Here is a 13,810-nt window from a genome sequence, read left to right on the forward strand (position 1 = left end):
TCGCCCTTGGCCGCCGACCAGCGCAGCAACGCGCCACGGCTGTCATCGTCCGGCGCGTCGCGCATCTCCAGCAACTTGCGCCGGGCGAACAACAGGCCGATGCCCAGGTACATCAGGAAAAATAGAATCAGGAACGGCTCGGTGCTCCACAGCAGCTCCGGTGTATAGGAGCGCATGCCCCAGGCGAAGCCGATGCCGAAGGTGCCGACAAAACCGATCAAATTGAGCAGGCGCCAGGCCTTGAACCAGGCGATGGCGAGAATGCCTGCGTTGAGCAGGGCGAAATAGCTGAACAGCGCCACATGGTTGCCGGCGCCGGTGGACGTGAGGATCGGTGCCGCAAAACCGCCGAGTGCAGCGGCGCAGGCCAGGCCGAGGGCGTCCTGGGTAATCGCCAGGATCGCCGAGAAAACGGTGACCGCCACCAGCAAGCCGAGTGCCGCGCCGGGGTCGAGCAGCGGGTGCAGGCGCATCGCGGCGAACACCGTGAGGTACAACACCGCAATGCCGGTGCCCTGCAGCATCAACCCGTAATTACTGTTGCGCAGCCGCAGCCACCAACCCAGGCCCAGCAGTGCCAATGCGCAACCGGCGACACCTGCGTAACGCAACTCGATTGGCACCACCATGCCTTCAGTGGCATAGCGCAGCAGGAAGGCCAGGCCGAGGAACAACAACACCACGCCGACCCGCAGCACGGTGTTGCCACCGAACAGCCAGTTGCGGGCACCGCTGATTGCGCGCTCGATAAAGTTGGGGCCGCGAGGCACCGCAGGCGCGGCAGGCTGTTCAGGGATTTTCGCGCTCGGTTCGGCCCGCCACACATCAGCCGGCAATGGCTGGCTGGGTTCGGCCACCACACTTGAGTAGGCAGGTTCCAGTTCGGCGGGTAATTCCCAGACGAGTTCAGGCGGCGCCGCTACCGGCAGCGGCTCTTCGACAAACACAGCTCCGGCGGTTTCAACGGCGGCAGGCCTTTCCAGCAAGGCCAGGCGTTGCTCGACCACTTTCAGGGCGTTGCGGGCAGACTCCAGCTGACGGCCTTGTTCCTCCGTACGCGAGGCGAGCATCGACAGGCGAATCGCCTGGCCAATGCCCAAACCGAGCAGCGCTCCAATGCCCGCATCACTGAACGACTCGTCGAGTGTCCAGCCGAGCACCAGGCCAATCAGCATGAAAATCCATTGCATGGTCGATATCCCTAAGCAGCCCGAAGCGGGCAAAGGCGATGCTCAGTATATCGACACGGACCCCATGTGGGAGCGGNNCCCGCTCCCACATTTTTTATTGCAGTGTCTAATCCAACGCTTTCCAGATTTCCGTCGCGTATTCGCGGATGGTCCGGTCCGACGAGAACCAGCCCATGCGCGCGGTATTGAGCACCGCCGAACGCCACCATTCCTTGGAGTCGTGCCAATGGGCCTCGACCCGCGCCTGGGCATCCCNNAAGTCGGCACAGACCAGGAAGCGGTCGTAGTCGATCAGCGAATCCACCAACCCGGCATAACGGCCCGGATCATCCGGTGAGAACACCCCGCCACGAATCGCTTGCAGCACATCATTCAAGCGATGGGACGCGGCAATCTCTGGCCCGGCGTTGAACTCGCCCGCGTGTTTGCGCGCTTCCACCTGCTGGGCGCTGAGGCCGAAGATGAACATGTGGTCGGCACCCACGCGCTCGTGCATCTCGACGTTGGCGCCGTCCATGGTGCCGATGGTCAGCGCGCCGTTGAGGCCGAATTTCATGTTGCTGGTGCCCGAGGCTTCAAAGCCAGCGGTGGAAATCTGCTCCGACAAGTCGGCCGCCGGAATGATGCTTTCCGCCAGGCTGACGTTGTAGTTGGGCAGGAATACCACCTTGAGCAACCCGCGCACGGTAGGGTCGTTGTTGACGGTACGGGCGATGTCGTTGGTCAGCTTGATGATCAGCTTGGCCTGGTGATAGCTGGCCGCGGCCTTGCCGGCGAAGATCTTCACCCGCGGCACCCAGTCGGTGCCCGGCTCGGCCCGGATCGCCTGGTACAGCGCGACGGTGTGCATCAGGTTCAGCAGCTGGCGCTTGTACTCGTGGATCCGCTTGACCTGCACATCGAACATCGCCGCCGGGTTGACCGAAATCCCCAGGCGCTCGTGAATGATGTCGGCCAGTGCCCGCTTACTGTGCAGGCGCTGTTCGGCGAAGGCCTTGCGAAAGGCTTGCTTCTCGGCAAACGGTTCCAGGTCTGCCAGGCGCTGTTCGGGGTTATCCAGCACGTCCGGGCCCAGTGCTTCCACCAGCATCGCCGTGAGCTTGGGGTTGGCCTGGTACAGCCAGCGGCGGAAGGTAATGCCGTTGGTTTTGTTGTTGATGCGGTCCGGGTAGAGCTTGTGCAGTTCGGAGAACACCGTGCTGCGCATCAGTTGCGTGTGCAGGCCGGATACGCCGTTGACACTGTGGGAGCCGAGGAACGCCAGGTTGCCCATGCGTACGCGGCGACCGTTGTCTTCTTCGATCAGCGAGACGGCACGCAGCACGTCGAAGTCATGGATGCCCTTGGCCCGCAGCGAGTCGATATGCTGGGCGTTGATCAGGTAGATGATCTGCATGTGCCGCGGCAGCATGCGCTCCATCAGGCCGACCGGCCAGGTTTCCAACGCCTCGGGGAGCAAGGTGTGGTTGGTGTACGACAGCGTTTCGACGGTGACGTCCCAGGCGGCATCCCACGGGATGTCGTGCAGGTCCACCAACTGACGCATCAACTCGGCCACCGCGATCGAGGGGTGAGTGTCGTTGAGCTGGATGGCCGCGTGCTCGCCCAGGCTCAATACCGAGCCGTGCATGTTCTTGTGGCGACGCAGCAGATCCTGCAACGAGGCGGAGACGAAGAAGTACTCCTGGCGCAGGCGCAGCTCCTGCCCTGCTTCGGTGCTGTCGGCCGGGTAAAGCACTCGGGAGATGCTTTCGGCGCGGGCCACCTCGGCGACGGCGCCCAAGTGGTCACCGGCGTTGAAACGTTCCAGGTGCAGGTCTTCCACCGCACGGGCACGCCACAGGCGCAATGTGTTGACGCTGGCGCCGCGCCAGCCGACGACCGGGGTGTCATACGCCACCGCACGTACGGTTTCATTCGGCGACCAGACCTGGATCGACTTGCCGGACGCGTCCAGCACGGTTTCCACACCACCGCCAAAGCCGATCGGGTAGATCACTTCGGCGCGCTCGAACTCCCAGGGGTTGCCGAAATCCAGCCAGCGTTCGGTTTGCTCCTGCTGCCAGCCATCGACAATCGCCTGGCGAAACAGGCCGTGCTCATACCGAATGCCATAGCCATGGCCGGCGATACCCAGGGTCGACATGCTTTCCATGAAGCAGGCCGCCAGGCGGCCAAGGCCACCGTTGCCCAGGGCCGCGTCGGGCTCCAGCAGGCGAATGCGCTCCATGTCCACACCCAACTCGCTCATGGCCTCACGGGCCACGTCCAGCAAGCCAAGGTTGCTCAGGCTGTCGTAGAGCAGACGGCCGATCAGGAATTCCAGCGAGAGGTAATAGACCCGCTTCTGTCCCTTGCGGTAGATGTGCCGCGTGTGGTCCATCCAGTGGTCGACCATATGGTCGCGGGCGGCCAGTGCGATGGCTTCAAACCAATCGTGGTCGAAGGCGTGATCGGGGTCCTTGCCCACCGCATAGGTAAGTTTGGTCAAGACGGCATCGCGAAATGCGGCTACCTCTGCTTCTCGTACAAGCGGTTCCTGAGACATCAATGCGACCTCGGGCGAGATAGAAGGAGTTGCTAGAGCCTAGACGGTCTGACAGACGGTAGACGCTCTGGTTCGGCAGTTTTTTAACTCATTCACCTTTGCGGGAATTTGATGCAGGGGCCGTGCCCGTTTGTGGCCCGGCACAGCCTTCGAGCTGAAAGCTGGAAGATATTGTTCAAAAAACCACCAGTTCCGGTATGATCCCGCGCCGGATAACACCCCTCTTGGAAACCTGATGAAGCCTCTACTGATCGCCGCCGCGGAACTCGACCGTCTCGAGACCTGGCAGAAATACTCAAGCCATATGTGTGGCGGCTGTGTGTCGAGCTGCTGCACCCTGCCGGTTGAGGTGAAGATCAAGGACCTGATCCGCATCGGCATCGTCGATGAGTTCGAGCGTGGCGACCCGCCGAAGAACATCGCCAAGCGCTTGCAGAAGGAAGGCATCGTCGAGCGCTTCAACGCCAAATCCGAGATCTTCACCCTGCAGCGCATGAGCAACAACGATTGCCTGTACCTGGATCGTAAGAGCCGCTTCTGCACTATTTATGACAAGCGCCCGGATACTTGCCGCAATCACCCGAAAATCGGGCCGCGCCCGGGGTATTGCGCGTACAAGCCGAAGGAAGTGGTGCGCGAGACCAGGTTCAAGACCCTCGACAAGTTCTGATCCAGATTTTTTATTGCTTGAACTACCGCTTTCGCGGGCAAGCCNNCTTGCTCGCGAAGGGGCCCGCACAGTCACTACAGATATTGCAGGCATAAAAAAACGCCCCCGGCCTTTCGACCGGGGGCGTTTTTCATTCAGCCTGAGTTAACTCAGTTCTTGGCTTTCTTGGCAGCGCGGGTACGCTCGCCTTCGTCCAGGATCTTCTTACGCAGGCGGATCGACTTAGGCGTAACTTCGCACAGCTCGTCGTCCTGGATGAATTCCAGAGCCTGTTCCAGGGTGAAGCGAACAGGTGGAACCAGAGCGATGGTTTCGTCTTTACCCGAAGCACGCATGTTGTCGAGCTTCTTGCCTTTGGTTGGGTTGACGCCCATGTCGTTGTCACGGCTGTTCAGGCCAACGATTTGACCGTTGTAGATCTCTTGACCGTGTTCAACGAACAGCTTGCCACGCGCCTGGAGGGTTTCCAGGGAGTAGGTCAGCGCCTTGCCGGTTTCTACCGATACCAGAACACCGTTCTGACGGCCGGACATGTCGCCGGACTTCATGGTGTCATAGCGATCGAAGATCGAGGTCAGGATGCCAGCACCGTTGGTCAGGGTCAGGAACTGGTTACGGAAACCGATCAGACCACGAGCAGGGATGTTGTATTCCAGACGCACACGGCCTTTGCCATCCGGCACCATGTTGGTCAGGTCGCCCTTACGCAGGCCCATCTCTTCCATGACCTTGCCCTGGGATTCTTCAGGGGTGTCGATGGTGACGTTTTCAAACGGTTCCTGCTTCACGCCGTCAACCTGACGGATGATCACTTCAGGACGACCAACGCCCATTTCGAAGCCTTCGCGACGCATGGTTTCGATCAGTACCGAGAGGTGCAGCTCACCACGGCCGGAAACCTTGAACTTGTCAGCCGAGTCGCCTTCTTCAACGCGCAGAGCAACGTTGTACAGCAGCTCTTTGTCCAGACGTTCCTTGATGTTACGGGAAGTCACGAACTTGCCTTCTTTACCGCAGAAAGGCGAGTCGTTTACCTGGAAGGTCATGGAAACGGTTGGCTCGTCAACGGTCAGAGGCTTCATCGCCTCGACGTTGTCCGGCTGGCACAGGGTGTCGGAGATGAACAGCGAGTCCATACCGCTCACACACACGATGTCACCGGCAAACGCTTCTTCAACGTCGATGCGGTGCAGGCCGTGGTGACCCATCAGCTTCAGGATACGACCGTTGCGCTTCTTGCCGTCGGCGCCGATGGCGACCACCGGAGTGTTCGGCTTGACGCTACCACGAGCGATACGGCCAACACCGATAACACCCAGGAAGCTGTTGTAGTCCAGTGCCGAGATTTGCATCTGGAACGGGCCTTCACGGTCAACTTTCGGAGCCGGTACGTTGTCGACGATCGACTGGTACAGCGGGGTCATGTCTTCAGCCATGTCGGTGTGTTCCAGACCGGCAATGCCGTTCAGGGCCGAGGCGTAGACGACTTTGAAGTCCAGCTGTTCTTCGGTGGCACCCAGGTTGTCGAACAGGTCGAAGATCTGGTCCAGAACCCAGTCCGGACGCGCGCCTGGACGGTCAACCTTGTTGATGCACACGATCGGACGCAGGCCGGCTTCGAAAGCCTTCTTGGTCACGAAACGGGTTTGCGGCATAGGGCCGTCTTGAGCGTCAACCAGCAGCAGAACGGAGTCAACCATCGACATTACGCGTTCAACTTCGCCGCCGAAGTCGGCGTGGCCCGGGGTATCCACGATGTTGATGTGGTAGCCGTTCCAGTTGATGGCGGTGTTTTTCGCCAGAATGGTAATACCGCGCTCTTTCTCCTGGTCGTTGGAGTCCATCACGCGCTCGTCGTTGAGCTCGTTGCGCTCCAGGGTGCCGGATTGACGCAAGAGTTTGTCTACCAGGGTGGTCTTACCATGGTCAACGTGAGCAATGATGGCGATGTTGCGTAGATTTTCGATCACTTGTGTATCTCGATCAGAGGATTCGGTGTGCTGACAGGTCGTGGCAGCGATTAACAGTAGAGTCAGGCCTTGCCGTTACAGCTTGACGGCAGAGTCGGGGGGCCGGTGACGCAGGCCACAGGCAAACAGCCCCGGGCTCTTAGCTCGGTCGATAAACGCGCACATTGGCATGCCCCTCACTGAGCAAATGGTGGGCATGCAGGCGACTCATCACGCCTTTGTCGCAATACAACAGGTACTGACGGCTGTCATCCAGTTCCTTGAAACGCGCATTCAATGCATAGAACGGCAGCGTTTGTACGTCGATGCCAGCAATTTCCAGCGGCTCGTCTTCAGCGGCATCCGGGTGACGGATGTCGATGATGATCTGACCGGCCAGAGCCTCGCTGACTTCTTCGATCTGCAAATCCTGGCCCAATTCGTCGATAACCCGATCGATCGGCACCAGCTTGGCGTTCTCAAGCGCACGCTCGAGCACCGCCATATCGAACTGTTGTTCTTCGTACTCCACGCGGTTGCGCTTGGCGTGGGTCTTGGGGTTCACCGAGATGACCCCGCAATATTCCGGCATGTGCTTGGCGAAATCCGCCGTGCCGATCTGGGTCGCCAGGTCGATGATGTCTTGCTTGTGACTGGCGATCAGCGGGCGCAGTACCAGCTTCTCGGTCACAGAGTCGATCAACGACAGGTTCGGCAGGGTCTGGCTGGACACCTGGGAAATCGCTTCACCGGTGACCAGTGCGTCGATTTCCAGCCGATCCGCGATTCGGGACGCAGCGCGTAACATCATACGCTTCAATACTACGCCCATATGACTGTTATCGACTTTCCCGAGAATTTCTCCCAGGACTTCCTCGAACGGTACGCTGACAAACAGCACCCGTTGCGAGCTGCCGTACTTCTTCCAGATGTAATGCGCGACTTCCATCACGCCCAATTCGTGTGCACGCCCGCCCAGGTTGAAGAAGCAGAAGTGGCTCATCAGCCCGCGGCGCATGATCTGGTAGGCCGCGACAGTGGAATCGAAACCGCCGGACATCAATACCAGGGTCTGTTCCAGGGCACCCAGCGGGTAGCCGCCGATGCTGTCGTGCTGGCTGTGGATCACAAACAACCGTTGGTCGCGAATTTCCATCCGCACTTCAATTTGCGGCTCTTTCAGGGAAATTCCGGCAGCGCCGCACTCGCGACGCAGCTTGCTGCCCACATATTTCTCGACATCCATGGAGCTGAACGGGTGCTTGCCGGCGCGTTTGCAACGCACTGAAAACACCTTGCCTGCCAGCACATCGCCGTAGTGCTGCTTGCACTTTTCGGTGATGTCGTCGAAGTCGCCCAGCGGGTACTCGTCGACCTGCAGGAAATGCGCGATGCCCGGCACGCAGCTCAGGCGCTCGGTCATGTCCTTCAGGGCCTTGGGGTCTGTGAGGCGGGTTTCCAGCTCGAGATTGTCCCACACACCATTCACCACCACAGCCGGGTCCAGATCGCGGAGCACGGCACGGATGTTCTTGGCCAATTGACGGATGAAACGCATCCGTACCGGTCGGCTCTTGATGGTGATCTCGGGGAAGACTTTAACGATTAATTTCATGAAAACAGCGCGCGCAGGCCCAGCCGAAAAAGGGGGGCGCGGATTATAGCGGAAATCGCTCAAGGTTTAACCAGTTAATATGCAACTGACCTTTCGCGCACCAAAACGGGTCACAAACCAAAATAAGCGCTACATTGCGGTGCGCAATTTCTTCCGTTTCAGCGGATTGCACCTTTATAGGGGCGTTTTTGTGGCAAAAAACCCATGTCGGGGCACTGGCATGCAATTTGCTCTCTTGTGAGGCAGGTTGCCTTGGTCGAGTATTCGCGCCGGCATCACCCACATTCTAAGGGCTACTCCACTACCCCAGCCCGAAGCCACCCGGAGGACACTATGTCGAAGTCGGTTCAACTCATCAAAGATCATGACGTCAAATGGATTGATCTGCGCTTCACGGACACCAAAGGCACTCAGCACCACGTGACCATGCCGGCTCGCGACGCGCTGGATGACGCCTTCTTCGAAGAAGGCAAAATGTTCGACGGTTCCTCCATTGCCGGCTGGAAAGGCATCGAAGCGTCCGACATGATCCTGATGCCGGACGACAGCACTGCCGTACTCGACCCGTTCACCGAAGACCCAACGCTGATCATCGTCTGCGACGTGATCGAGCCTTCGACCATGCAGGGCTACGACCGTGACCCACGTGCGATCGCCAAGCGTGCCGAGGAATACCTGAAGTCGACCGGTATCGGCGACACCGTATTTGTGGGTCCAGAACCAGAATTCTTCATCTTTGATTCGGTCAAGTTCAAGTCCGACATCTCTGGCTCCATGTTCAAGATCTTCTCCGAACAAGGTTCGTGGATGTCCGACCAGGACGTGGAAGGCGGCAACAAAGGCCACCGTCCAGGTATCAAAGGCGGCTACTTCCCGGTTCCTCCGTTCGACCACGACCACGAAATCCGTACCTCCATGTGCAACGCCATGGAAGAGATGGGCCTGGTCATCGAAGTTCACCACCACGAAGTGGCGACTGCCGGCCAGAACGAAATCGGCGTGAAGTTCAACACCCTGGTTGCCAAGGCTGACGAAGTTCAGACCCTGAAGTACTGCGTACACAACGTGGCTGATGCCTACGGCCGTACCGCTACCTTCATGCCTAAGCCTCTGTACGGCGATAACGGTTCGGGTATGCACGTTCACCTGTCCATCGCCAAAGAAGGCAAGAACACCTTCGCTGGCGAAGGTTATGCCGGCCTGTCCGACACTGCCCTGTACTTCATCGGCGGTATCATCAAGCACGGTAAGGCCCTGAACGGCTTCACCAACCCATCGACCAACTCCTACAAGCGTCTGGTCCCAGGTTTCGAAGCTCCGGTAATGCTCGCCTACTCGGCTCGCAACCGTTCCGCTTCGATCCGTATTCCTTACGTGTCCAGCCCTCGCGCTCGCCGTATCGAAGCCCGTTTCCCGGATCCGGCAGCCAACCCGTACCTGGCCTTCGCTGCTCTGGTCATGGCCGGCCTGGACGGTATCCAGAACAAGATCCACCCTGGCGACGCCGCCGACAAAAACTTGTACGACCTGCCGCCTGAAGAGGCCAAAGAGATCCCACAAGTATGCGGCAGCCTGAAAGAAGCCCTGGAAGAGCTGGACAAGGGCCGTGCGTTCCTGACCAAAGGCGGCGTGTTCAGCGACGACTTTATCGATGCCTACATCGCCCTGAAAAGCGAAGAAGAAATCAAGGTCCGCACCTTCGTACACCCACTGGAATACGAGCTGTACTACAGCTGCTGATCCGGTAGCGCTGCGTAACGCGGCGTGATGAAAAAGGCCTCCTTCGGGAGGTCTTTTTTTTGCCCGCAAAACCCTGTGGCAGCCGGCTTGCCNNCCTTCGCGAGCAAGCTCGCCCCTACAGAAGAGGGATCTGCCTTGAAACTCAAAATTGGGTTCATCTTGCTGGCCATCAGCGCCAATGTATTCGCAGCACCACCCACCCTCGCCCCGCTGCTCGACAGCATTGCCGAACGCCTGGCGATTGCCGACCAGGTGGCCCTGAGCAAATGGGACAGCCACAAGCCCGTCGAAGACCGCCCACGGGAGCAGGACGTGATCGCCAGCGTCGTCGCCCAGGCGCCGAGCTACAAACTGGCACCGGCACAGGCCGAGCAGTTTTTCTCGGCCCAGATCGAGGCGAACAAACTGGTGCAGTACGCCCACCTTTCCGACTGGCAGCTGCAAGGCAAGGCGCCGAATGACCCACGCCCGGATCTGGTCGGCCAGATCCGCCCTAAACTGGACCTGCTGCAAAAACGCCTGCTGCAACAGCTGGCGGACTTCACCCCGGAGCGCACCAACCCGCAATGCCCGCAATGGCTGGCCCAGGCCAATCACGCACCTGCCAAAGACTCGCTGCACCAGCTGGCAATGATCCGCGCCACCGCCGAGCTGTGCCTCTATAAAATCTAAAATTGCGAACCCCATCAAAAATGTGGGAGCGGGCTTGCTCGCGAAGGCGGTGTGTCAGTTGATATATGCATGACTGACACGCCGCCTTCGCGAGCAAGCCCGCTCCCACAATTTAGATCCGACCCATTCAGCCAATCAGTCGCTGCCACCAGCTTCCTGAACAGACTTTTCAAAACCGCACTATATTGGTGCGATACGCTGCACCCTTCCCACTTACGCAACCCATTTTGGTTCGAAACTTCCCGTCCAAGCTGGCAGAACGCCACAGTTTCGCGCCTTAATCCCCCATTTCAGGGCTTTAACGCTTCTTTTCGGAGCTTTGGTTTGGTTTTTGCATTTTCCTTGTATCAGCGTGTGCCTCAAGCCCGCGCCTTGCTCCAAAAGAGGTCCTAATGACCATCAGCGACGCACTGCACCGCCTGTTACTCGACAACCTGACCACCGCGACCATTCTGCTCAATGACGAACTGCGCCTTGAGTACATGAACCCGGCGGCGGAGATGCTGCTGGCCATCAGCGGGCAGCGCAGCCATGGGCAATTCATCAGTGAGCTGTTCACTGAGTCGGCCGAGGCCTTGAGCTCGTTGCGCCAGGCCGTGGAGCAGGCGCACCCGTTCACCAAGCGCGAAGCGATGCTCACCGCCCTCACCGGCCAGACCCTCACCGTCGACTACGCGGTAACACCGATCCTCAGCCACGGCGCCACCTTGTTGCTGCTGGAGGTGCATCCCCGCGATCGCCTGCTGCGCATCACCAAGGAAGAGGCGCAGCTGTCCAAGCAGGAAACCAGCAAGATGCTGGTGCGCGGCCTGGCCCATGAGATCAAGAACCCCCTGGGCGGGATTCGCGGTGCCGCACAGCTGCTGGCCCGCGAGCTGCCGGACGAAAACCTCAAGGACTACACCAACGTCATCATCGAGGAAGCCGACCGCCTGCGTAACCTGGTAGACCGCATGCTCGGCTCCAACAAGCTGCCGTCGCTGGCAATGACCAACGTGCACGAAGTGCTGGAGCGGGTTTGCCAGTTGGTGGAGGCCGAAAGCCAGGGCTGCATCACCTTGGTGCGCGACTACGACCCGAGCATTCCCGACGTATTGATCGACCGCGAGCAGATGATCCAGGCGGTGCTCAATATCGTGCGTAACGCCATGCAGGCCATCAGCAGCCAGAACGAGCTGCGCCTGGGCCGCATCAGCCTGCGCACCCGTGCCCTGCGCCAGTTCACCATTGGCCACGTGCGCCATCGCCTGGTAACCAAGGTCGAGATCATCGACAACGGCCCCGGCATCCCTGCAGAACTGCAGGAAACCATCTTTTTCCCAATGGTCAGCGGCCGCCCGGACGGTACCGGGCTCGGCCTGGCCATTACCCAGAACATCATCAGCCAGCACCAGGGTTTGATCGAATGTGAGAGCCATCCCGGTCACACCACCTTCTCGATCTTTCTGCCACTGGAACAAGGAGCCCCATCGACATGAGCCGTAGTGAAACTGTCTGGATCGTCGATGACGACCGTTCTATCCGCTGGGTCCTGGAGAAAGCCTTGCAACAGGAAGGCATGACCACCCAGAGCTTCGACAGCGCCGACGGGGTGATGAGCCGCCTGGCTCGCCAGCAGCCCGATGTGATCATCTCCGACATCCGCATGCCCGGCGCCAGCGGCCTGGACTTGCTGGCGCGGATTCGCGAGCAGCACCCGCGCCTGCCGGTGATCATCATGACCGCGCACTCGGACCTGGACAGCGCTGTCGCGTCCTATCAGGGCGGCGCCTTTGAATACCTGCCAAAACCGTTCGACGTGGACGAAGCGGTGGCGCTGGTAAAACGCGCCAACCAGCACGCCCAGGAACAGCAGAACCAGGAAGCCCCGCCGGCCCTGACCCGTACCCCGGAAATCATCGGCGAAGCGCCGGCGATGCAGGAAGTGTTTCGCGCCATCGGGCGCTTGAGCCACTCCAACATCACCGTGCTGATCAATGGCGAGTCGGGTACCGGTAAAGAGCTGGTGGCCCACGCCCTGCACCGTCACAGCCCACGGGCGGCGTCGCCGTTCATTGCGCTGAACATGGCGGCGATTCCGAAGGACTTGATGGAATCGGAACTGTTCGGCCATGAAAAAGGCGCGTTCACCGGTGCGGCCAACCTGCGCCGTGGCCGTTTTGAACAGGCCGACGGCGGCACGCTGTTCCTCGATGAAATCGGCGACATGCCGGCCGACACCCAGACGCGCTTGCTGCGGGTCCTGGCCGACGGCGAGTTTTATCGGGTAGGCGGGCACACGCCGGTCAAGGTCGACGTACGTATCATCGCGGCGACGCACCAGAACCTGGAAACCCTGGTGCACGCCGGGAAATTCCGTGAAGACTTGTTCCACCGCCTGAACGTGATCCGCATCCACATCCCACGGATGTCGGACCGTCGCGAGGACATCCCGACCCTGGCCCGTCACTTCCTCAGCCGCGCCGCCCAGGAGCTGGCCGTCGAGCCGAAGCTGCTGAAAAGCGAGACCGAGGAATACCTGAAGAACCTGCCATGGCCGGGCAACGTGCGTCAGCTGGAGAACACCTGCCGCTGGATCACGGTGATGGCTTCGGGGCGCGAAGTGCATATCAGCGACCTGCCGCCTGAGCTGCTGAGCCTGCCGCAGGATTCGGCACCGGTGACCAACTGGGAGCAGGCGCTGCGCCAATGGGCCGACCAGGCCCTGGCACGTGGCCAGTCGAACCTGCTGGACAGCGCTGTGCCGGCTTTCGAGCGGATCATGATCGAAACCGCCCTCAAGCATACCGCTGGACGTCGTCGCGACGCCGCCGTGCTGCTGGGCTGGGGCCGCAATACGCTGACACGCAAGATCAAGGAGCTGGGGATGAAGGTTGACGGTGGGGATGATGATGAGGGCGATGAAGGCTGATTGATCCCTCAAGTACACCGAAGATCCAGTGTGGGAGCGGGCTCGCTCGCGAAGGCGATGGTTCAGTCAACATACGTATCGACTGACGCGCCGCCTTCGCGAGCAAGCCCGCTCCCACATTTGGATCTCCACAAGGTTTCAGCACTGTGCACCGCTTCAATGCACCACGAACCGGCATCGCGCACTTATCCAACGCCTGAAACCCATGCCTTGTTAAGAAAATATTAAAACCCAAAAAAGCCAAAGCCCCGTATTCCGGGGCTTTGCGCTTTCTGAAGAAATTTTTTGGCGCCACTTCGCAATTCTGGCACGCGCCCTGCAATAACCCTGTCACTACCCAGTTTCGGGGACCTTGGTACAGGCAGGCCGAGAATCCCCTCTTTAACACCCGGGGTGCTTGATGCGGATTGCGTCGCGCCCCACACCCGTTTCGGGAACCTCGGTACAGGCAGGCCGGGGATTCCCTCTTTAACACCGAAGCCTTTGGCTTCACCCCGTTTTGGGAGCCCTGGTAC

Annotated in this window: 9 protein-coding genes; 5 read left to right on the plus strand and 4 right to left on the minus strand. The window is 59.8% G+C overall.

Annotated elements, in window-relative coordinates:
- Together HX786_RS12520 and HX786_RS12525 are read right to left on the minus strand one after the other, a co-directional pair.
- A partial coding sequence (locus HX786_RS12520; RefSeq protein WP_178912154.1) for a DUF2339 domain-containing protein occupies window positions 1–1,190 on the minus strand: 1,190 nt, incomplete at its 3' end.
- Window positions 1,191–1,296: 106 nt separating this feature from the next.
- A complete protein-coding gene (locus HX786_RS12525) occupies window positions 1,297–3,738 on the minus strand; it encodes a glycogen/starch/alpha-glucan phosphorylase (RefSeq protein WP_178912155.1) in 2,442 nt (813 codons plus the stop codon).
- 235 nt (window positions 3,739–3,973) lie between these two features.
- Between HX786_RS12525 and HX786_RS12530 the strand changes: the two genes are divergently transcribed.
- The gene (locus tag HX786_RS12530; protein ID WP_178912156.1) at window positions 3,974–4,408 is read left to right on the plus strand and encodes a YkgJ family cysteine cluster protein; all 435 of its coding nucleotides are present in this window, start codon (window positions 3,974–3,976) and stop codon (window positions 4,406–4,408) included.
- A gap of 149 nt (window positions 4,409–4,557) precedes the next feature.
- Here HX786_RS12530 and typA read toward each other — a convergent pair whose 3' ends face one another.
- Both typA and thiI read right to left on the minus strand, forming a co-directional pair.
- Window positions 4,558–6,378, minus strand: a complete 1,821-nt coding sequence (typA, locus tag HX786_RS12535; protein ID WP_003217997.1) for a translational GTPase TypA — start codon at window positions 6,376–6,378, stop codon at window positions 4,558–4,560.
- Window positions 6,379–6,517: 139 nt separating this feature from the next.
- Window positions 6,518–7,972 carry a tRNA uracil 4-sulfurtransferase ThiI gene (gene thiI / locus HX786_RS12540; protein WP_023659343.1) on the minus strand — a complete coding sequence of 485 codons (1,455 nt, stop codon included), beginning with the start codon at window positions 7,970–7,972 and terminating at the stop codon, window positions 6,518–6,520.
- A 333-nt stretch (window positions 7,973–8,305) separates the two neighbouring features.
- On the opposite strand from thiI, the gene glnA reads away from it, so the two are divergent.
- The 4 genes from glnA to ntrC all read left to right on the plus strand — a co-directional run bounded on the left by glnA (window position 8,306) and on the right by ntrC (window position 13,295).
- Window positions 8,306–9,712, plus strand: coding sequence for a glutamate--ammonia ligase (gene glnA / locus HX786_RS12545; RefSeq protein ID WP_003217999.1), 1,407 nt, complete (start codon window positions 8,306–8,308; stop codon window positions 9,710–9,712).
- A gap of 135 nt (window positions 9,713–9,847) precedes the next feature.
- Complete coding sequence (locus tag HX786_RS12550; protein ID WP_178912157.1) at window positions 9,848–10,384, plus strand: chorismate mutase; 537 nt, start codon at window positions 9,848–9,850, stop codon at window positions 10,382–10,384.
- A gap of 392 nt (window positions 10,385–10,776) precedes the next feature.
- Window positions 10,777–11,862, plus strand: coding sequence for a nitrogen regulation protein NR(II) (gene glnL / locus HX786_RS12555; RefSeq protein WP_003218001.1), 1,086 nt, complete (start codon window positions 10,777–10,779; stop codon window positions 11,860–11,862).
- Window positions 11,859–13,295 (plus strand): nitrogen regulation protein NR(I), encoded by a 1,437-nt coding sequence (gene ntrC / locus HX786_RS12560; protein WP_003218003.1) that lies wholly within the window; start codon window positions 11,859–11,861, stop codon window positions 13,293–13,295. The genes glnL and ntrC overlap by 4 nt, the downstream gene beginning before the upstream one ends.
- Window positions 13,296–13,810: the final 515 nt, after the last annotated feature.

Source organism: Pseudomonas sp. 21615526 (assembly GCF_013386245.1).
Taxonomy (GTDB): Bacteria; Pseudomonadota; Gammaproteobacteria; order Pseudomonadales; family Pseudomonadaceae; genus Aquipseudomonas.

Coding starts and splice junctions, on each gene's coding strand:
- HX786_RS12530 (WP_178912156.1), top strand. CDS start 3,974: ATGAAGCCTCTACTGATCGCCGCCGCGGAACTCGACCGTCTCGAGACC.
- thiI (WP_023659343.1), bottom strand. CDS start 7,972: ATGAAATTAATCGTTAAAGTCTTCCCCGAGATCACCATCAAGAGCCGA.
- glnA (WP_003217999.1), top strand. CDS start 8,306: ATGTCGAAGTCGGTTCAACTCATCAAAGATCATGACGTCAAATGGATT.
- glnL (WP_003218001.1), top strand. CDS start 10,777: ATGACCATCAGCGACGCACTGCACCGCCTGTTACTCGACAACCTGACC.
- ntrC (WP_003218003.1), top strand. CDS start 11,859: ATGAGCCGTAGTGAAACTGTCTGGATCGTCGATGACGACCGTTCTATC.